18 protein-coding genes and 1 pseudogene are annotated in these 19,988 nt (G+C 59.5%); 15 read left to right on the top strand and 4 right to left on the bottom strand.

The genetic code is table 11. From position 1 onward, the window contains the following. Nucleotides 1-17: 17 nt before the first annotated feature. Nucleotides 18-707: a phosphate regulon transcriptional regulator PhoB gene (gene phoB / locus KW848_RS08530; protein ID WP_046045002.1), complete on the bottom strand. Its 690-nt coding sequence runs from the start codon at nt 705-707 to the stop codon at nt 18-20. Nucleotides 708-859: 152 nt separating this feature from the next. On the opposite strand from phoB, the gene KW848_RS08535 reads away from it, so the two are divergent. Continuing rightward, on the top strand, nt 860-1,243 hold the full coding sequence (locus KW848_RS08535) for a hypothetical protein (protein ID WP_218536563.1): 384 nt from the start codon (nt 860-862) through the stop codon (nt 1,241-1,243). 89 nt (nt 1,244-1,332) lie between these two features. On the opposite strand, the gene ubiA is transcribed toward KW848_RS08535, so the two are convergent. Next, nucleotides 1,333-2,223, bottom strand: a complete 891-nt coding sequence (gene ubiA, locus KW848_RS08540) for a 4-hydroxybenzoate octaprenyltransferase (protein WP_218536564.1) — start codon at nt 2,221-2,223, stop codon at nt 1,333-1,335. Next, entirely contained in the window at nt 2,223-2,786 is a 564-nt protein-coding gene (locus KW848_RS08545) for a chorismate lyase (RefSeq protein ID WP_218536565.1), read from the bottom strand. Before KW848_RS08545 ends, ubiA begins: the two co-directional genes overlap by 1 nt. A 200-nt stretch (nt 2,787-2,986) precedes the next feature. On the opposite strand from KW848_RS08545, the gene KW848_RS08550 reads away from it, so the two are divergent. From KW848_RS08550 to KW848_RS08565, 4 genes are all read left to right on the top strand, one after another. Then, nucleotides 2,987-3,154 (top strand): rubredoxin, encoded by a 168-nt coding sequence (locus tag KW848_RS08550; protein WP_007954349.1) that lies wholly within the window; start codon nt 2,987-2,989, stop codon nt 3,152-3,154. 20 nt (nt 3,155-3,174) lie between these two features. After that, on the top strand, nt 3,175-4,323 hold the full coding sequence (locus tag KW848_RS08555; protein ID WP_008150072.1) for an NAD(P)/FAD-dependent oxidoreductase: 1,149 nt from the start codon (nt 3,175-3,177) through the stop codon (nt 4,321-4,323). Nucleotides 4,324-4,515: 192 nt separating this feature from the next. Beyond that, nucleotides 4,516-4,791 (top strand): HU family DNA-binding protein, encoded by a 276-nt coding sequence (locus KW848_RS08560; protein ID WP_003213368.1) that lies wholly within the window; start codon nt 4,516-4,518, stop codon nt 4,789-4,791. Nucleotides 4,792-5,208: 417 nt separating this feature from the next. Then, the gene (locus KW848_RS08565; RefSeq protein ID WP_192408853.1) at nt 5,209-6,483 is read left to right on the top strand and encodes a glycoside hydrolase family 68 protein; all 1,275 of its coding nucleotides are present in this window, start codon (nt 5,209-5,211) and stop codon (nt 6,481-6,483) included. 442 nt (nt 6,484-6,925) lie between these two features. On the opposite strand, the gene KW848_RS08570 is transcribed toward KW848_RS08565, so the two are convergent. After that, nucleotides 6,926-7,321: a DUF6124 family protein gene (locus KW848_RS08570; RefSeq protein ID WP_218536566.1), complete on the bottom strand. Its 396-nt coding sequence runs from the start codon at nt 7,319-7,321 to the stop codon at nt 6,926-6,928. 905 nt (nt 7,322-8,226) lie between these two features. Here KW848_RS08570 and tssA point away from each other — a divergent pair. From tssA to tssH, 10 genes and pseudogenes are all read left to right on the top strand, one after another. Next, a complete protein-coding gene (gene tssA / locus KW848_RS08575; RefSeq protein ID WP_218536567.1) occupies nt 8,227-9,783 on the top strand; it encodes a type VI secretion system protein TssA in 1,557 nt (518 codons plus the stop codon). A 32-nt stretch (nt 9,784-9,815) separates the two neighbouring features. After that, nucleotides 9,816-10,319: a type VI secretion system contractile sheath small subunit gene (gene tssB, locus KW848_RS08580; RefSeq protein ID WP_111448250.1), complete on the top strand. Its 504-nt coding sequence runs from the start codon at nt 9,816-9,818 to the stop codon at nt 10,317-10,319. A 28-nt stretch (nt 10,320-10,347) separates the two neighbouring features. After that, nucleotides 10,348-11,823 (top strand): type VI secretion system contractile sheath large subunit, encoded by a 1,476-nt coding sequence (tssC, locus tag KW848_RS08585; RefSeq protein WP_111448251.1) that lies wholly within the window; start codon nt 10,348-10,350, stop codon nt 11,821-11,823. A 13-nt stretch (nt 11,824-11,836) separates the two neighbouring features. Continuing rightward, nucleotides 11,837-12,244, top strand: a complete 408-nt coding sequence (gene tssE / locus KW848_RS08590; RefSeq protein ID WP_008150080.1) for a type VI secretion system baseplate subunit TssE — start codon at nt 11,837-11,839, stop codon at nt 12,242-12,244. A 10-nt stretch (nt 12,245-12,254) separates the two neighbouring features. After that, a pseudogene (locus KW848_RS32225) lies at nt 12,255-12,549 on the top strand (PAAR domain-containing protein); the annotation flags it as partial. Nucleotides 12,550-13,698: 1,149 nt separating this feature from the next. Further along, on the top strand, nt 13,699-14,082 hold the full coding sequence (locus KW848_RS08600; RefSeq protein WP_218536569.1) for a hypothetical protein: 384 nt from the start codon (nt 13,699-13,701) through the stop codon (nt 14,080-14,082). A gap of 20 nt (nt 14,083-14,102) precedes the next feature. Then, on the top strand, nt 14,103-14,486 hold the full coding sequence (locus KW848_RS08605; protein ID WP_111448254.1) for a hypothetical protein: 384 nt from the start codon (nt 14,103-14,105) through the stop codon (nt 14,484-14,486). Nucleotides 14,487-14,552: 66 nt separating this feature from the next. Beyond that, the gene (tssF, locus tag KW848_RS08610; protein WP_192408861.1) at nt 14,553-16,340 is read left to right on the top strand and encodes a type VI secretion system baseplate subunit TssF; all 1,788 of its coding nucleotides are present in this window, start codon (nt 14,553-14,555) and stop codon (nt 16,338-16,340) included. Beyond that, nucleotides 16,304-17,311, top strand: coding sequence for a type VI secretion system baseplate subunit TssG (gene tssG, locus KW848_RS08615; protein WP_033059313.1), 1,008 nt, complete (start codon nt 16,304-16,306; stop codon nt 17,309-17,311). The genes tssF and tssG overlap by 37 nt, the downstream gene beginning before the upstream one ends. A 13-nt stretch (nt 17,312-17,324) precedes the next feature. Then, nucleotides 17,325-19,979, top strand: coding sequence for a type VI secretion system ATPase TssH (tssH, locus tag KW848_RS08620; protein WP_218536570.1), 2,655 nt, complete (start codon nt 17,325-17,327; stop codon nt 19,977-19,979). The last annotated feature ends 9 nt before the right edge of the window (nt 19,980-19,988 follow it).

Below are 19,988 nucleotides of genomic sequence, written 5' to 3' on the forward strand. Positions count from 1 at the left end.
AGCGAGATAGATCCGGATCAGGCCTTGGTGGAGAACCGGTAGCCGGTGCCGCGCACGGTTTGTACCAGATTTTCGTAAGCATCACCGAGGGCTTTGCGCAGGCGGCGGATGTGCACGTCGACGGTGCGCTCTTCAACATACACGTTGCCGCCCCAGACCTGATCCAGCAACTGGCCACGGGTGTAGGCACGTTCCTGGTGGGTCATGAAGAATTGCAGCAGGCGGTATTCGGTCGGGCCCATCTCGGCGGGTTTGCCGTCGATGGTCACGCGGTGGCTGATCGGGTCCAGCAGCAGGCCGCCGACTTCGATCGGCGTCTCGCCATCGGTTGGCCCGGCACGGCGCAGCACGGCCTTCAGGCGCGCAACCAGCTCACGTGGGGAAAAAGGCTTGGTGATGTAGTCATCGGCGCCGACTTCCAGGCCCTGGATCTTGTTGTCCTCTTCGCCTTTGGCAGTGAGCATGATGATCGGGATGTCCCCGGTCAGCTCATCGCGCTTGAGGCGTCGGGCCAGCTCGATGCCGGACGTGCCGGGCAGCATCCAGTCGAGCAGGATCAGGTCCGGCTTGCGGTCGACGATGATGGCGTGGGCCTGTTGCGAGTTCTCAGCCTCCATGCAGTCATAGCCGGCCATCTCCAACGCAACGGCGATCATTTCGCGAATGGGCGCTTCGTCGTCGACGATCAGAATGCTCCTGCCAACCATGCCTTTAATCCTCTTGTCATTTAACTGTCTTGCGCCGCATTAGATAACGGAATTATTGCAGTCGTGTGACAGTATTTTAGTCGCCCGGCGATTGTCATGATCCTGAACTAAGCTCTAAGTCCGACTCCTGACAACCACAAAGGAAGGTTTCCATGAAACACATTGCTCAAACCTGGAAGGCTCTGCTGGTCACGGCTGCGCTAACGCTGCCGACACTGGCCTTCGCCGCCGATCCGGCGATGATGAAAGACGGGATGATGGTCGATCATAAGGGCATGACGGTGTACACATACGACAAGGACTCAGGCGGAAAGTCGATGTGCAACGGCGAGTGCGCTGAATACTGGCCGCCAATGATGGCGCCGGCGGGCGCCAAGCCCGAAGGCAAGTGGAGCACGATCAAGCGTGACGACGGTAAGATGCAGTGGGCCTATGACGGCAAGCCGCTTTACACGTTCATGAAGGACAAAAAACCGGGTGACATGGCAGGCGACAATATGAAGAACGTCTGGCACATCATGCGCGAGCATAAATAAGCGATTCGCCTGCGCCGTAAACAGTTCGCAGCCTGCGGTCGCTCCATCCCCCTGTTGGAGCAGGCGCAGACTGCGATCTTTTCCAACGGTCAATGCAGCGCGTAATCCAGCACGATCCCGACAAAAATCGCCAACCCGGCCCAATGGTTGTGCAGAAACGCCTTGAAGCAACGCATCCGGTCCTTGCCGCGGGTGTACCAGAATTCCCACGCAAAACAGCCCGCCGCCGCCAGCAATCCCAAGTGGAACCAGCCACCGAGTTCGAATTTCGACCCGGCCAGCAACAAGCAACCCAGCGCCAGCCCCTGCAGGATCAAAATGATCACCCGGTCTGCCTCGCCAAACAGAATGGCCGTGGATTTCACGCCGATCTTCAAATCGTCGTCGCGGTCGGTCATCGCGTAATAAGTGTCGTAGCCCACCGTCCACAGCAGGTTGGCGATCCACAGCAACCACGCCGCCGCTGGCAGCTCACCGGTTTGGGCAGTGAATGCCATCGGCATCCCCCAGGAGAACGCCGCGCCCAGCACCACTTGCGGGTAATAGGTGTAGCGCTTCATGAACGGGTAAGTGAAGGCCAGTGCCAAACCGCCGAACGACAGCCAGACCGTTGCCGCATTGGTGCACAACACCAGCAGGAAACTCACGCCCATCAGCAGCGCAAAGAACACCAACGCTTCTTTGGAGCTGATCTTGCCGCTCACCAAGGGCCGCTGTTCGGTGCGCTTGACGTAGCCGTCGACCTTGCGATCCGCCCAGTCATTGATCACGCAACCGCCGGCGCGGGTCAGCACCACGCCCAGGACGAAAATCACGATATTGGCCAGCGACGGCGAACCTTTACCAGCAATCCACAGCGCCCACAGCGTCGGCCACAGCAGCAGGTAAATGCCGATCGGTTTGTCCATGCGGGTCAGCTGAATGAAATCCCAGGCCCGTGGATTCAAGCGATTCAGGGACTTGAGCAGGCTCTGGTACATCAGCAATTCTCCGGATGGGCGCGGGTGGCGTTCCATAAGGTCGGCAAGAAAATTTCGGCCACCAGCACGCTCAAGGCGCCGCGGTCGAAACGCGAACGGCGGCCCCACAGTTCAGGTGCGCGGCACTCCATCGGCAGCCACTCCTGAGGGTAATGACAAACCTCAATGACGCGCCGTTGAAATGCCTGATCGCAAAACAGCAATTCGCCCAGGGAGCGGCTGCCCAATTCGTCCATGTGCAGACCATCGCCCTGCAATGCACTGCGCGCCGCCACGCTGCGGGCAAACACCCAGGCTTCGCCGTGGCCACGCAGATACACCTCGCGAACCCAGCCCTCGCTGCCTTCGGCCAGGTCCAGCGCGGCACATTCGTCGGCGCGCAGTGATTGCCAGCCTTCGAAGAGTGGCGTGACGCTGAAACCGTCATTCGACAGACGGATCAGCCGTCGGGTCAAAGAGCCTTCATCGAACAACCAGTCGAGCGTAGACGTGTCGGGGAGGGGCGTCAGTTGGCTTCGAGGGAGCCAAAGCGGGGTCACGGCGGGGGATTTTGAGTGCGGCACAGTGAGTCATTATTGGCAGCAAATGAGGCGGCGAGCTTACCATGTCAGCCTGCGATTTTGATTGATCCGGCCGGCCATTGCGTCGAACAGGCTTGCATCTGCCGGGCCCGATCAGTACAAAACGCGCTGAGCCGGACGGCAGCGCTCCAACCATCGACCGTTCGTGCCGGCAAAAGCCTGAATCCTGAGGATGTACGTGAATGAAAAAGTGGCAATGTGTGGTCTGCGGCCTGATTTACAACGAAGCCGACGGCTGGCCGGATGACGGCATTGCGCCGGGCACCCTGTGGCAAGACGTGCCGGAAGACTGGCTGTGCCCGGACTGCGGCGTAGGCAAAATGGATTTCGAAATGATCGAAATCAACTAAGACTTTTAGAGGAGTAAGGAATGAACGCACCTGTCGTGATCGTCGGCACCGGGCTGGCTGGCTACAACCTGGCCCGGGAGTTTCGCAAACTCGATGGCGAAACCCCGCTGCTGTTGATTACTGCCGATGACGGACGCTCCTACTCCAAGCCGATGCTCTCCACCGGCTTCGGCAAAAACAAAGACGCTGACGGCCTGAGCATGGCCGAACCCGGCACCATGGCCGAGCAGTTGAAGGCCGAAGTGCGCACACACACGCGCATCAGCGGCATTGATCCTGGCCACAAGCGCTTGTGGATCGGTGAGGAAGCGGTGTTTTACCGTGACCTGATCCTCGCTTGGGGCGCTGAAACCGTGCGAGTGCCGATCGAAGGCGATGCGGCTGACGCAGTCTTTCCGATCAACGACCTGGAAGACTACGCACGCTTTCGCGCCGCGGCGGCCGGCAAACGTCGGGTGTTGCTGCTCGGCGCCGGCCTGATTGGTTGCGAATTCGCCAACGACCTGATTCTTGGCGGCTACGAGGTGCAACTGGTTGCACCGTGCGAGCAAGTCATGCCGACCCTGTTGCACCCGGCGGCGGCCGCTGCGGTCCAGGCCGGGCTGGAAAGCCTGGGCGCACGCTTCCACCTCGGGCCGGTGCTCAACCGCTTGCAGCGCGTTGAAGATGGACTGGAAGCGCATCTGTCCGATGGCCAGGTGATCCCTTGCGATGTGGTGGTGTCGGCCATTGGTCTGCGTCCGCGCATCGACCTGGCGGCTGCGGCCGGTGTGCAGGTCAATCGCGGCGTGGTGGTCGATCGCCACCTGAAAACCTCCCACGCCAATATCTATGCCCTGGGCGACTGCGCCGAAGTCGATGGGCTGAATCTGTTGTACGTGATGCCCCTCATGAGCTGTGCGAGAGCGCTGGCTCAGACCCTCGCCGGAAACCCGACGGCGGTGAGCTATGGCCCGATGCCCATCACCGTTAAAACGCCGGTCTGCCCATTGGTGGTTTCGCCGCCACCACGGGGTTTGGAGGGCGTCTGGACAGTCGAAGGGCAGGGCGCGGACATCAAGGTATTGTGCCGCGATGCCAGCGGCAAATTGCTGGGCTATGCCCTGACAGGCGCGGCGGTGATGGAAAAACTGGCCCTGAACAAAGAGCTTCCGGCACTGCTGGCGTAAATACCGGTCGTTCTGTCGGAATCACCCCTCTTTTGCCCCTACAAAGGTCGCGTCGAGACTGGCGCGGCTCTTCACTGCGTGCCATCCTCACTCCCGTCTGCCGCAGAGTAGAGCATCTGCGGCGCTTTGGGCGCTGTTCCAACGAGAACAGCACGGACATAACAACAAAAAACCGTCAAAGGGGCTTCACTAATGCGTAAACCAGAACTCGCCGCTGCAATTGCTGAAAAAGCAGACCTCACCAAAGAGCAGGCCAACCGCGTTCTCAACGCCGTTCTCGAAGAAATCACCGGCGCTCTGCACCGCAAGGACAGCGTCACGCTGGTGGGCTTCGGTACCTTCCTGCAACGCCACCGCGGTGCCCGCACCGGCAAAAACCCGCAAACCGGTGAGCCCGTCAAAATCAAGGCCAGCAACACGGTTGCGTTCAAGCCAGGCAAATCGTTGAAAGACAGCGTTAATCCGTAACACGCACCGACTTCCCGCGTAGCGCGGGAGCGGGATAAAAATGGGCACGCCAACTGGGTTGGGTGCCCATTTTTTTTGGGTTCTTCACCGCCTTGTTGGGCTTTGCGCAGGATGCGCTGACTCAGTTGACCGATCCGCCCAGTCCCTGCTTCCGCCCGTTGCATCCGCTACGCATACCCTCGACCGACCAGCGGTTAAACGCACCTGTTTTGCAGGCAACGTCGTCGATCTGGCTGAGAAAAAACTTCTATAAAAATCGCAAGCTGAAACGTATCAGCTTCAGAAAAACATCAAATTATGCACAAATGCATTTTTTTCTTGACCCATAAGATTGAGTCTCTTAAGGTTAAGTCACTGTATGCACATACAGTATTTTTTGATCAATATTTAATCCATTCATGGACGAGGCATTACCCTATGAAAAGCAACACTGAAAAATTCGGCAAAACGCCCCATCAATCCAGCCTCTGGACCCGCGCTGATGCGCTGAAAGTCCGCGCGGACGATCCCACCACCACCCAACCGCTGGTCAGCGCGGATTTCCCGGTATTGAGCAACGAAGTGTTCATCTGGGACACCATGCCGCTGCGCGACTTGGATGGTAACGTGACGTCCGTCGATGGCTGGTCGGTGATCTTCACCCTGACTGCCGATCGTCATCCAAACGACCCGGAGTACATCGACGAGAACGGCAACTACAACATCACCCGCGACTGGAACGATCGCCACGGTCGGGCAAAGATGTACTACTGGTTTTCTCGTACCGGCAAGGACTGGAAACTCGGCGGCCGTGTGATGGCTGAAGGGGTTTCGCCGACCGTTCGCGAATGGGCCGGTTCGCCGATCCTGTTGAATGACCAGGGTGAGGTGGACCTGTATTACACCGCCGTCACCCCGGGCGCGACCATCGTCAAGGTGCGGGGCCGGGTGGTGACCACCGAACATGGCGTCAGCATGGTCGGCTTCGAGAAGGTCAAGCCGCTGTTCGAGGCCGACGGCAAGATGTACCAGACCGAAGCACAGAATTCCTTCTGGGGCTTCCGTGATCCATGGCCATTCCGCGACCCGAAGGACGGCAACTTGTACATGCTGTTCGAGGGCAACGTGGCCGGCGAGCGCGGCTCGCACAAGGTGGGTGAAGCGGAAATCGGCGATGTACCGCCGGGTTATGAAAACGTCGGCAACTCGCGCTTCCAGACCGCCTGTGTCGGCATCGCCGTGGCCCGTGACGCGGACGGCGACGACTGGGAAATGCTACCGCCGCTGCTGACCGCTGTGGGGGTCAACGACCAGACCGAACGCCCGCACTTCGTGTTCCAGGACGGCAAGTACTACCTGTTCACCATCAGCCATACGTTCACCTATGCCGATGGTGTGACCGGGCCGGACGGGGTGTACGGTTTTGTCGCGGATTCGCTGTTCGGCCCTTACGTGCCGTTGAACGGTTCCGGCCTGGTGCTGGGCAACCCGTCTTCTCAGCCGTTCCAGACCTACTCGCACTATGTGATGCCCAACGGCCTGGTGACCTCCTTTATCGACAGCGTACCGACCGACGAAACCGGCACGCAGATTCGTATCGGCGGCACTGAGGCGCCGACGGTGGGCATGAAGATAAAAGGGCAGCAGACGTTCGTGGTGGCCGAGTACGACTACGGTTATATCCCGCCGATGCTCGACGTCACGCTCAAGTAATAGCGATACAGGGCTTTCAGGCTGCGGGTTTGAGGTCGACGAAAAAACCGTTGTGGATATGATCGAGATATCCCGCCTGATTCACTGCGACGTTGCTCGCAAGCCCCATTGAACAATGTGAAGTAACAGCCCTTCGTTGCTGGTTGCAAGGATGCAGCCAGTAACGAATATCTTCCCTGCGCTACCGCCTCCTGTTCGTCAGGCCAGCGCCTCGCGTTTCCTTCAGGTTCGCAGTCACCCGCGACACCCTTGGCTCTGGCGAACATCTCCCCTTGCCGGGTGTGTAAAGGGCTTCTACCTCCAACTCACCACCACAGTGAGCCAAACGGCGCCAGTCACGGCGTTACTCGCCATGCCTGGCGCACCCATAAAAAGGTTCTTCACGGTTTTCCGGGGAAGAACCTTTTTTTTATGGGGGGCGGAGTACTTTTTTCTTGGTCGATCAACTGACTCGGCTGTGTTTCCTGGCGAGAATCGCCGCCATCTCCGGCTCATCCAGATGATCCAGCATTCGCTCCACCAACAAATGCACGCCGTCAGCCATGCGGCTGAGCGCCAGGGCTACGGAGCGGCGTGAGCCGTCCACATCGTCGGCGAGGTTGGCGGCGATGGCGCTGATAGACAGCAAATCTTCCGAGGCATTGGCGAGAAGGGTTTCAGGGTTGATACCCGGGCAGACGCTGAAGAGCTGGCCGTTGCGTTTGGGTGGTTTGGGGTCGGCTGGCGGGAAGTGATGGTCGAGGGCGCGCTCGGCGGCTTCGTTGAGTTTGTTTGAATCGGGGCTTTCGTAGGGGGAGACTGGATCGGTGTCGGGTGGGTTGGGTGTGACCTTGAACATTTACTAACTCCTGAAATGGAGCCGTTCACACGTCGCTGCTAAACGATGGGTGGCGGCTGTGCGCGGGTTAGCAGACCGGGGAGTTAGCAAACCGGCGCGCCCAAGGGCGCCCCACGCACAGCCACCATCAAGTGCAGGGATATGAATACCTGACTGAAGGAAACGCTATGCACCTCACTAACAACCACGGGCTGCTAAACCCGATCACTGATGGGCAGTGACAGGAACCAAGTTACCGACCGCCCCCAAGGCGCACAAGCCGGCGGATTCTGGCGTAGCCGTAGGCAACGACGCAAGGTGTTGTAGCTTGCAGGAAGTAACCTTGAGTTGTTTTAAACAAGCGATATCGAGCGGTGTTTAAACCATCGTAAATGTTGGTACTTCTTAAAAACGCGGTATGAAATTTCCGCGATACCGAAAGTTCCATTGTGGAACTTTGTTTTGTGTATGGGGTGCCATCATTATGATGGCACTTTTCATGCGAGCTGTTGTCGCTCCCATTTTGTTGAAAGATGACAGCGCCTTTCGGACGGCTCCTACATTTAATAATTTCTATTTTTGTCATGATTCAGGCACGTGGCAGCGATTCAATCAGCAGCGACCGCGGGTGATTGGTAGCGATGGCTCTAAGTCGGAGCTTTCCGGTCGGTACATCCGGTGCGGAAACATTAAACTGATATCAGGGAATCCCTTGCGATATATAAGGAATTCTCCTACGTGCAATAGACACACTTCGTCTTGTTGTTTAACCAGATGCTTGCTAGTGGCCATCATTGTGATTACGATGCGCGCACTTGAAAGAGCACGAACTCAATTGGATGAGACTCATCGCAGCTCTTTGATTCTGTCCCGCGTCGTTGGAAATCCAATAGACGTATGACTGTAATCCTAATTAAAGGCCATGGATGTCCTACTCAAGCAAACTTTCTGCTCATTACCTCGACCTCGCAAAAGCCTCTGTTTCCAAAGAGAATTTCGCGGGCGAGGATGTTCGCTTTTCGAGCGAATATGAGGCATTGGAAAGCGAGCTGGCCAAAGCCTCGTCCATGCACGAAAGCGGTCAGATCGACTGGCTGAAAATCCGTGAAAACAGTGAAAACCTGCTGCGCACCCAGTCCAAGGACTTGCGGGTTGGCGCCTGGCTGACCTGGGCCCTGTACCAGCGCGAATCCTTTCAAGGGCTGCTGGCCGGCCTCGGACTTTTGCACCACCTGTGCGAAAGCCACTGGGCCGAGCTTCATCCCAACAAGGCCCGCACCCGCTCCGCTGCCATCAGTTGGTTGGTGCCGCGTCTTGAGCAGGTGCTGACTGAAAACGTCGCGATCAAAGAGCAGTTGCCGATGTTCCGGCGGCTGGTCGAACACCTTGAAGGCCTCGATGCCGCTTGCACCGAGCACTTGGGCGACGATGCGCCGTTGTTGCTGCCGATCTCCCGCCGCTTGAAAAACATGGTTCAGCGCGCCGCCGACAACCAGCCCGAACCGGGTGTAGTGGGTGCCGCGGTGGCTCAGGTCAAGCAGGCAGCCACGCAGCTGTTCACCCCCGGCGCGCCGATTGATAACGAAAAAGAAGCCCACAAGGCCCTGCGTGCCCAGCAGGAAAGCGCGCGGCCGTTGTGTGCCTGGTGGCTCAAGCAGAAAGCCACGGACCTGCGCGCCTTGCGCCTCAATCGCACGCTGTTGTGGTTGCCTATCGACGCGGTGCCCGAGCGCAATGCCGAGCAAATCACCGTTCTGCGCGGCTTGCCGGCCGACAAGCTCAAGGCCTACCAGGACCGTTACGACCAGGCCAAATACGCTGACCTGCTGGTGGAACTGGAGGCGAGCCTGGCGAAGGCGCCGTTCTGGTTCGATGGCCAGCGAATGGTTTGGGAGTGCCTCCAGGGGCTCAACGCCGAGATGGCTATGCGCGAAGTGGAAATCCACTTCGCGCTTTTGATTCAACGCCTGCCCGGCATCATCGAATTGCGATTCCATGACGGCGCCCCGTTTGCCGATCCGGCCACCCGCGCCTGGGTCAGCGCCCACGTCATGCCGCACCTGCAAAGCGCCAGTGCGCCGCGCAAGGTCGAAGTCGCCGACACCCAGCCAGCCTGGGAAGTGGCCCTGGAAGAAGTCTTGCCGATCCTGCGCAAGGACGGCCTCAAGGCCGCCGTGCAGATCCTCAAGCAAGGCCTGCAAAGCGCCCAAGGCGGACGCGCCCGGTTCTTCTGGCAGTTCGCCCTCGCGCGGCTGTGCTTCATGGCCAAGAAATACGAACTGGCCAGGACCCAACTCGAAACACTGGACCAAACATTACAGGACTCAGGCCTGAACGCCTGGGAGCCCGATCTTGCGCTGGAAGTGCTGCATTTACTGCATAGCTGCTGCGAGTTGTTGCCGCAGAACCATGCCGTACGTGAACGCAAGGAAGAGATTTATCGCAGGCTGTGCCACCTCGATCTCGAAGTGGTACTCGAATAGGCCCCAGGGCCACAACCGCAAGGAGAATAGCCATGGCCAAAGAAGGCTCGGTAGCCCCCAAGGAACGCATCAACGTCACTTTCAAACCTGCCACCGGTGGTGCTCAGGAAGAGATTGAACTGCCGTTGAAACTACTGGCAATCGGTGACTACACCCACCGCAAGGACGAACGTAAAGTCGAAGATCGCAAGCCGATCAGCATCGACAAGATGACCTTCGACGAAGTGCTGGCCAAGCAAGAGCTGACCCTGACATTGAACGTGCCGAACCGTCTTCAGGAAGAGGGCAGCACTGAAGAGCTGGGCGTGCAACTGCGTGTCAACTCGATGAAGGACTTCAACCCGGCCAGCCTGGTCGAGCAAGTGCCTGAGCTGAAAAAACTGATGGAACTGCGCGACGCGCTGGTGGCCCTCAAAGGCCCGCTGGGTAATGCGCCTGCGTTCCGCAAAGCCATCGAAGGCGTTCTCGCCGACGACGAATCCCGCGGTCGCGTATTGGGTGAGCTGGGCTTGAATGCCGCAGCCCAGGACGTCTGAGTCTCCATCAGCCAAGGAAGCCAACACAATGAGCACTAGCGCAGCACAGCAAAAGAGCAAAGAGAACGGCGAATACAGCATTCTCGACAGCATCATCGCCGAAACTCGCCTGACGCCGGACGACGAAGCCTACGACATCGCCAAGCGCGGTGTGTCGGCCTTCATCGAAGAGCTGCTCAAGCCGCAGAACAACGGTGAGCCAGTCAAGAAGGCCATGGTTGACCGCATGATCGCCGAGATCGATGCCAAGCTCAGCCGCCAGATGGACGAAATCCTGCACCACCCGTCCTTCCAGTCCCTGGAATCGTCGTGGCGTGGCCTGCAGTTGCTGGTTGACCGCACTAACTTCCGCGAAAACATCAAGATTGAAATCCTCAACGTCTCCAAAGACGACCTGCTGGACGATTTCGAAGATTCGCCGGAAGTGATGCAGTCTGGCCTGTACAAGCACATCTACACCGCTGAATACGGTCAGTTCGGTGGTCAGCCGGTTGGCGCGATCATCGCCAACTACTTCATGTCCCCAAGCTCGCCGGACGTGAAACTGATGCAGTACGTGTCCAGCGTTGCCTGCATGTCCCACGCGCCGTTCATCGCCGCGGCCGGCCCGAAATTCTTCGGCCTGGAAAGCTTCACCGGTCTGCCGGACCTGAAGGATCTGAAAGATCACTTCGAAGGCCCGCAATTCGCCAAATGGCAGAGCTTCCGCGAGTCGGAAGACTCCCGTTACGTTGGCCTGACCGTGCCGCGTTTCCTGCTGCGTAACCCGTACGATCCGGAAGAAAACCCGGTCAAATCGTTCGTGTACAAAGAAACCGTCGCCAACAGCCACGAGCATTACCTGTGGGGCAACACCGCCTACGCGTTCGGCACCAAGCTGACCGACAGCTTCGCCAAATTCCGCTGGTGCCCGAACATCATCGGCCCGCAGAGCGGTGGCGCGGTTGAAGACCTGCCGTTGCACCATTTCGAAAGCATGGGCGAAATCGAAACCAAGATTCCTACCGAGGTTCTGGTTAGCGACCGTCGTGAATACGAACTGGCCGAGGAAGGCTTCATCTCCCTGACCATGCGCAAAGGCTCCGACAACGCGGCGTTCTTCTCCGCAAGCTCAGTGCAGAAGCCGAAGTTCTTCGGCATCAGCGCAGAAGGCAAGGCAGCAGAGCTGAACTACAAGCTCGGCACCCAACTGCCGTACATGATGATCGTCAACCGCCTGGCTCACTACTTGAAAGTGCTGCAGCGCGAGCAACTCGGTTCGTGGAAAGAGCGTACCGACCTCGAGCTGGAACTCAACAAGTGGATCCGCCAGTACGTGGCCGACCAGGAAAACCCAAGCGCCGAAGTGCGTGGCCGTCGTCCACTGCGCGCTGCCCAGATCATCGTCAGCGATGTTGAAGGCGAGCCTGGCTGGTACCGCGTCAGCCTGAACGTGCGCCCGCACTTCAAGTACATGGGTGCCGATTTCACCCTGTCGCTGGTTGGCAAGCTGGACAAAGAGTAAGCGGAGCTCACTCATGACTGGATACGGCAGCCTTTTCGAACGCCTGGGTGGCGACGCGGACAAACGCGTCGGCTGGAGCCGCGAGGTCTCCGCCATGGCGTCCGTGGCTGCCCATCTGGCCAAGATGCTCAGCACCCGTGCGGGCAGCGTGCAAACGCTGTCCGATTACGGGCTACCCGATCTCAATGACATGCGTCTGAGCCTGCACGACTCCCTGAGTCAGGCCCGTCTGGCCATCGAAAATTTCATCGAAGCCTACGAGCCACGCCTGAGCAATGTGCGTGTCATTTCCCTGCCGCGTGACCACGATCAGCTTCGCCTGTCCTTCAGCATCGAAGGCTTGCTGGAAGTTGATGGTTTCAAGCGTCAGGTCAGTTTCGCCGCGCGCCTGGATGGCAGCGGTCAAGTGAAGGTCAACTAAGGAGATTCGTATGTCCGGCAAACCCGCAGCACGTGTCACCGACCCTACCGCTTGCCCGCTCCCCGGTCACGGCACAAACCCGATCGCCGCCGGTTCCGGCGACGTGTTCTTCGACGGCCTCGCGGCCGCCCGCCAAGGCGATGCCTCGGCGTGTGGTGGTGCGATGTCGGGTGGGTTGGCGACGACGGTTTTGATCAACGGCAAAGCGGCGGCGACTGTGGATTCCGTTGGGACCCATGGCAACAAGGTGACGGCGGGTTCCGGGACCGTGATTATCGGTAACTCGCATTCGCCGGCACCGTTCTCCGGGATTATCGCGACCGCGCTGGGTGCTGTGGTCGCGGCGCTGATTCCAGAGGCCAGTGCCGATGAAAAGAAACTCGATTACCGGCTGAAGCTGAAGTCCGGGGGCAATTCGGTTCTGACGCCGCTGGAGGTCCCGGATTACGATGAAATCAAAAGCGGTGCCACGAAAAATCGTGAGCTGATCGACTTCCTCATCGACAACCGCAAAGCCGCTGCCGACACCGTGAAGCTGGAGGTGCTGGACGGCGAAAAGCTGATCTACACCGAACCCAACACTGCCCAGTTCCTACCGAGCGGTGAGCATCCGTGGCAGTGGGATGGCTACGACACGGCGGGCATTCTCGATACCCGTGTTCTGAAAAGCCCGAACCTTAAAGTGCGTCTGACCGCGACTCAGGGCGGCGAACAACAGGTCACCGATCTGACGCTTGAGTGCTCGGCGCAAGAAGTGAAGTGGGTTGATGTTCGGGTTGATCGGAATGCGAAGACGGTTGATGTCGTGTTGCGGCCGAGCTTTTCCGATGGCGGCAGCAGCGGCTCTACCCCGGGCCTGGCGCCGACGCCGTTCAGCACATTGCTGGGCTGGGCCAAGGAAGGTATCGAGCTCTATTGGTCGCGTAATGGCTCACGAGCCGGTGGTATTGCCAGTGGGATCACGACCGGCAAGGGTGCTTACAAAGTTACGGTCAAAGCTGACATCAATGCCACACCCAAAGCTGGAAACTTCCCGCTGATTGATTCGTTGTCCAAGGACTTCGGACGCTCTACCAGTCTGGCGATTGCCAGAAAGGTGTATCACAACGCCGGTTATGCGTATGACCAATTCGTCACTCGACAAGGTATCGGCGCGGGCTACGCGGCGAGTTATGCCACCGAAGAGTTCAAGGAAACGTCTGCCCATGAGTTCGGGCATTTGATTCTCAACGAGTATGGCGGTGGTCTGATTCCGACCTACTCGTGGACCCACAAGGATTCATCCTCGCTGATGCAAAACCCGAAGGCAGATCATCCGACGCCAGGCGCGGGCGAGCTCGACGTCATGCAGTACTTCAGCAGTTACACCAGTACAGCTTCCGAACGGCAAAGCCGTACGGCAGCCTCTGAACAAGACGTCAAAAGCCTGCTATGGCTGGCCAGGGTCGAATTCGATGATTAAGTTCGCCGGCTTCAGCCTGCTTTTCGTTTCCCTGACCAGTTGCGCGACACAACAGGTTTACAACAACCACGTGTATGTCGAAAACCGCTGCGGCCAGCCTCTGGAAATGAAGATTTCCAACAGCTCCAACATGCATTCGCTGGAACGTAACGTGACATCCGCAGCGGGCTCCCGGGCGCTGGTCGCGAGCTTCGCCTCTTATGGCGAAGACGTGATCGAGCAAATCCCGGCCAACTATTCGCTGAAAATCACCGATGCCATTGGAAGCAAAGTGATTGATGGCGCCCAGCTGAAACAGCGTCTGAGCGGCGTGGAGAAGATCAGCGACGGCACTCAGCGTGAGTGGACGATCAACGATACGTCGGTGTGCCCATGAAGCTGCCAAGGATGAATTCGATGTTTAAGTGGACCGGTCTTTTTGCCTTCTTCGTGTCATTGACGGCCTGCGCTGCGCAGCAGGTCTACCGCAACGATGTGTACCTGCTCAACACCTGCGGAGTCCCGCTGGAGCTGTCCCTGGCCCATGACTCCAACTACGACGATCAGCCCCGCAGCTTTACGTTGAGGCCCGACGAGCGCCGTTCCATCGCCAACTACACGTCGGCGGGCAAGGACGTGTCGGGCCAGATAAGCGACCAGTACAGCCTGTCGATTAAAAGCGCCAGCGCCGTCAAAACCATTGATGGGCAAGCGCTGCGCACGGCTTTGGCGCGGGTTGAGAAGGTCGAAGAAAAAGCCGTGCGTTCATGGACTGTCGATGACCGTTCTTTTTGCCCATGACGCACGCAGTTGTTGGATGTTCCAGCGCTGAAAAATTTTGCAAAAACGACAAACAGGTAACCCCCCGTGTCCTTTAACCACTACTACCAAAGCGAACTCACCGCACTTCGCCAGTTAGGTCGTCGTTTCGCCGAGCGTAGCCCGGCGTTGGCGCCTTTCCTCGGTCAGGCCGGTCGGGATCCGGACGTGGAGCGGTTGCTGGAAGGCTTTGCGTTCCTGACCGGTCGCCTGCGTCAGAAGCTCGACGACGAATTGCCGGAGCTCAGCCACTCGCTGATGCACCTGCTGTGGCCCAACTACATGCGGCCGCTGCCGGCGTTCAGCATTTTGCAGTTCGATCCGTTGAAACGCTCCGGTCCTGCGTTGATGGTCGAGCGCGACACACCGGTCGAGAGCATGCCAATCGATGACGTGCGTTGCCGTTTCCGCACCTGCTACCCGACCGAAGTCTTGCCGCTGGACCTGGCTGCACTGAATTACTCAGTGAAGGGCGACGGTTCGCTGTTGAGCCTGCGTCTGGAGATGAGCGCTGACGGTCACCTCGGTGAGCTGGAGCTGAGCCGTCTGCGTCTGCACTTCGCCGGCGAGCGCTACATCAGCCAGATGCTCTATCTGAGCCTGTTGCGCAACCTGGAAGGCATCGAGCTGATCCCGTTGGACGGTGCCGGCAAGCCCATCAACGGCGTGAACGGCACGCCGATGGCATTCAAGATGCCCGGCGACCGCGTGCAGCCAGTGGGTTTTGCCGAAGAAGAGGCGTTGATCCCGTATCCGCTGAACACTTTCCGCGGCTACCGCTACCTGCAGGAATATTTCGCCTTCCAGGACAAATTCCTGTTCGTCGATATCAACGGCCTGGACCTGCTCAAGGCTCTGCCGGAAGACACGCTCAAGCAGATGCGCGGCCTGGAATTGCGCTTCGATATTCGCAAGAGCGGCATCCAGCGCCTGCGTCCGACGCTGGACAATGTGAAGCTCTACTGCACGCCGATCGTTAACCTGTTCAAGCACGATGCGTTGCCGATCCGCCTCGACGGCAAGCAGGACGAATACCTGCTGCTGCCCGCCGAATACGACCTGCAAAACTGCGGTGTGTTTTCGGTGGAAACCGTCACCGGCTGGAAGCCAGGTGGCCTCGGTTATCAGGCGTACGTGCCGTTCGAATCGTTCGAGCACGACCCGAGTTTCGACGTGCCCAACAGCCGTCCGCACTACAGCATCCGCCAGCGTTCGTCCTCGTTGCACGACGGCCTCGACACGTACCTGAGCTTCGGCATCCGTCACACCGAAGCCCACGAAACCCTGTCGATCGAGCTGATGTGCACCAACCAGAATCTGCCCAAAAAGCTCAAGCTCGGCGACATCTGCATGGCCTGCGAAGAGACGCCGGAGTTCCTCAGTTTCCGCAACATCACCCCGGCCACGCCCAGTTATGCGCCGCCGCTGAACCGTGACTTCCTCTGGAAGCTGATCAGCAACATGTCGCTTAACTACCTGTCGCTGGCCGACGTCAATGCGTTGAAGGTGATTCTCGAAACCTACGACCTGCCGCGCTACTACGACCAACACGCTGAAAAAGTCAGCAAGCGTCTGCTGGGCGGGCTCAAGTCGATCAAGCACCAACACGTCGACCGCTTGCACCGAGGGTTGCCGGTACGCGGGTTGCGCACCGAGCTGACCATCGACCCGGAAGGGTATATCGGTGAGGGCGACCTGTTCGTTTTCGCTTCGGTTCTTAACGAGTTTTTCGCGCTTTACGCCAGTCTCAATTCGTACCACGAGCTGCGGGTAAAAAGCACACAGGGAGAGGTGTACCAATGGACACCACGTATGGGTCTGCAACCCCTGCTTTAAGCGGGCTGACCCGGGTAATACGCGAGTACTCGCTGTTTCAGGCCGTGCTGCTGGTGGTTGACCGGCTGCGCGAGGCGCACCCGTACCTGAGCGAAGACGATCTGTACGACCAGCTGGAATTCCAGGCCAATCCGAGCCTGGGTTTCCCCGGCAGTGACGTCGATCGCGTGGAGTTTTTCGAAGAGCACGGGCAGATGCGCGCGCGTCTGCGTTTCAACCTGATCGGCCTGGTCGGTTCCGGCTCGCCGCTCCCGGCGTTCTACGGCGAACAGGCCCTGGGCGATAGTGAAGACGGCAACCCGACCCGCAACTTCCTCGACCTGTTCCACCATCGCCTGCAACGGCTGATGCTGCCGATCTGGAAAAAATACCGCTACCGCGCAAGCTTCCAGAGCGGCGCCCTCGACCCGTTTTCGTCGCAGCTGTTTGCGTTGATCGGCCTCGGCGGTGAAGAGATCCGCAGGGCTCAGGAACTGAACTGGAAACGCCTGCTGCCGTACCTCGGCTTGCTCAGCTTGCGGGCGCACTCGGCGGCGCTGATCGAAGCGGTGCTGCGTTACTACTTCAAACATGCAGAACTGACCATCGAGCAGTGCATCGAGCGTCGCGTCGAAATCCTCGACGAGCAGCGCAATCGCTTGGGCCGCGCCAACAGCCTGCTCGGCGAAGACCTGGTGCTGGGCGAACACGTGCGCGACCGCAGCGGCAAGTTCCGCATCCATATCCGCGAACTCGACTGGCAACGCTTCCACGAGTTCCTGCCGATCGGTTTCGGCTACCAGCCGCTCTGTGCGCTGGTGCGGTTCACCCTGCGTGACCCGCTCGATTACGACATTCGCCTGGTGCTGCGCCAGGAAGAAATCCGCGAACTGCGCATCGGTGAGCAGAACGCCTGTCGCCTGGGATGGACCAGTTGGCTCGGCCGCGAAAAAGCGGACGGCGTGGTGACCCTGGGCAGCAAAATTCATTAAGGACAGATGACCAATGATCAACGTAGACCTGCAACAACTTATCCAGGCGCTGGATGCCGAAACCCGTCGTGACCTGGAAAGTTCGGCCGAACGCTGCGTCGCCCGAGGCGGCAGCAAGATCCTCGTCGAAGACTTGCTGCTGGGCTTGCTGGAGCGCCCGCAAGGCTTGCTCGCACGCGCGCTGCAAGACGCCGAAGTCGATGCCGGTGAGCTGAGCGCCGCGTTGCAATCGCGGGTCGAGCACAGCGCGTCGCGCAACCCGGTGTTCGCCCCGGAGCTGGTGCAGTGGCTGCAAGACGCGTTGCTGGTGGCCAACCTTGAATTGGGCCAAAGCCAGGTCGAGCAAGCCGCGTTGATCCTCGCGCTGTTGCGCAACCCGATGCGCTACGCCGGCAGTCGCTACCAGTCGTTGCTGGCCAAACTGAACATCGAGCGCCTGAAAGAATTCGCCCTGTCGCAGAAAGAGCAACCGGCCACCGGTAAATCCGCTGTGCCCGGCGAATCGCTGCTGCAGCGCTTCACCCACAACCTGACCCAACAAGCCCGCGACGGCAAACTCGACCCGGTGTTGTGCCGCGATGGCGCGATCCGGCAGATGGTCGACATCCTCGCCCGTCGCCGCAAAAACAACCCGATTGTGGTCGGTGAAGCCGGCGTCGGTAAAACCGCCATTGTCGAGGGCCTGGCCTCGCGCATCGCGGCGGGTGAAGTGCCGCAAGTCTTGAAAGGTGTCGAGCTGCTGTCGCTGGACATGGGCCTGTTGCAGGCGGGCGCCAGCGTCAAAGGTGAATTCGAACGTCGCCTCAAAGGCGTGATCGACGAAGTCAAAGCCTCGCCGAAACCGATCATCCTGTTCATCGACGAAGCTCACACACTGATCGGCGCGGGCGGCAATGCCGGCGGTTCCGACGCGGCCAACCTGCTCAAGCCAGCCCTGGCCCGTGGCGAGTTGCGCACCATCGCCGCCACCACCTGGGCGGAGTACAAGAAGTACTTCGAAAAAGACCCGGCCCTGGCCCGTCGCTTCCAACCGGTGCAGCTGCACGAACCGACCGTCAGCGAAGCGGTGACCATCCTGCGTGGCCTGGCTCAGGTCTACGAGAAGAGCCACGGCATCTACCTGCGCGACGACGCAGTGGTGGCGGCGGCCGAGTTGTCTGCTCGCTATCTTGCGGGCCGTCAGCTGCCGGACAAAGCCGTCGACGTGCTCGACACCGCCTGCGCTCGCGTGCGCATCAGCCTCGCCGCCGCACCGGAAAGCCTTGAGCGCCTGCGGGGTGAACTGGCTGAAGGCGGCCGTCAGCGTCAGGCCTTGCGCCGTGATGCCGAGGCCGGTCTGCTGATCGATCACGAAGCGCTGGACGCTTTGGAAGATCGCCTGGCCGAAGCTGAAGACGAAAGGGTCGCGCTGGAAACCCTTTGGACCGAGCAGAAAGAACTGGCAGAGCGCCTGCTGGACTTGCGTCAGCAACTGGCCAAGGCCCGCGAAGCTGCCGCCGTCGAGCCCACTGTCACGGTTGAAGAAGATGCCGAAGGCACTGTGATCGAAACGCTCGAAGCCCCTGTGGACGAAGCGCAAAGCGTCGCGTCCCTGGAAGCTGCGCTGAACGAAACCCACAAAGCCCTGACCGAACTTCAGATCAAAGAACGTCTGGTGAGCTTCGAAGTCTGCCCGCGTCTGGTCGCCGAAGTGATCAGCGCCTGGACCGGTGTGCCATTGGCCCAACTGGCCCGTGAGCACAACGCCAAGGTTGCGAGCTTCGCCACCGACTTGCGCACCCGCATCCGGGGCCAGGAACAAGCCGTTCACGCACTGGACCGCTCGATGCGCGCCACCGCTGCCGGCCTGAACAAACCTGATGCGCCGGTCGGCGTGTTCTTGCTGGTCGGCCCGAGCGGCGTCGGCAAAACCGAAACCGCGCTGGCCCTGGCGGATTTGCTGTACGGCGGCGATCGTTTCATCACCACCATCAACATGTCCGAGTTCCAAGAGAAGCACACCGTGTCGCGCCTGATCGGCGCGCCGCCGGGCTACGTCGGTTATGGCGAGGGCGGCATGCTCACCGAAGCCGTGCGCCAGAAACCGTACTCGGTGGTGCTGCTCGATGAAGTCGAGAAGGCCGACCCGGACGTGCTCAACCTGTTCTACCAAATCTTCGACAAAGGCGTGGCCAACGACGGCGAAGGGCGTGAGATCGACTTCCGCAACACGCTGATCCTGATGACTTCGAACCTGGGCAGCGACCGCATCGCCGAGCTCTGTGAAAACGGCGCGCGGCCGTCGGCCGAAGTACTCGAAGAAACCATCCGCCCGGTGCTGAGCAAACACTTCAAACCGGCGCTGCTGGCGCGCATGCGCGTGGTGCCTTACTACCCGGTGGGCGGCCCGGTGCTGCGCGAACTGATTGAAATCAAACTCGGTCGTTTGGGCGAGCGCCTGAACCGTCGTCAGCTGGATTTCACTTACTCGCAAGACCTCGTCGATCACCTGGCAGATCGCTGCACCCAGAGCGACAGCGGCGCGCGCCTGATCGACCATTTGCTCGACCTGCACGTGCTGCCGCTGGTGGCCGACCGCTTGCTCGATGCGATGGCCACGGGCGAAAGCCTCAAGCGTGTCCACGCGACGCTCGACGGCAACGCCAGCGTGACGTGCGAGTTCGCCTGAGGTGGGTGT

The sequence above is a fragment of the Pseudomonas sp. PDM25 genome (assembly GCF_019219045.1).
Classification (GTDB): domain Bacteria; phylum Pseudomonadota; class Gammaproteobacteria; order Pseudomonadales; family Pseudomonadaceae; genus Aquipseudomonas.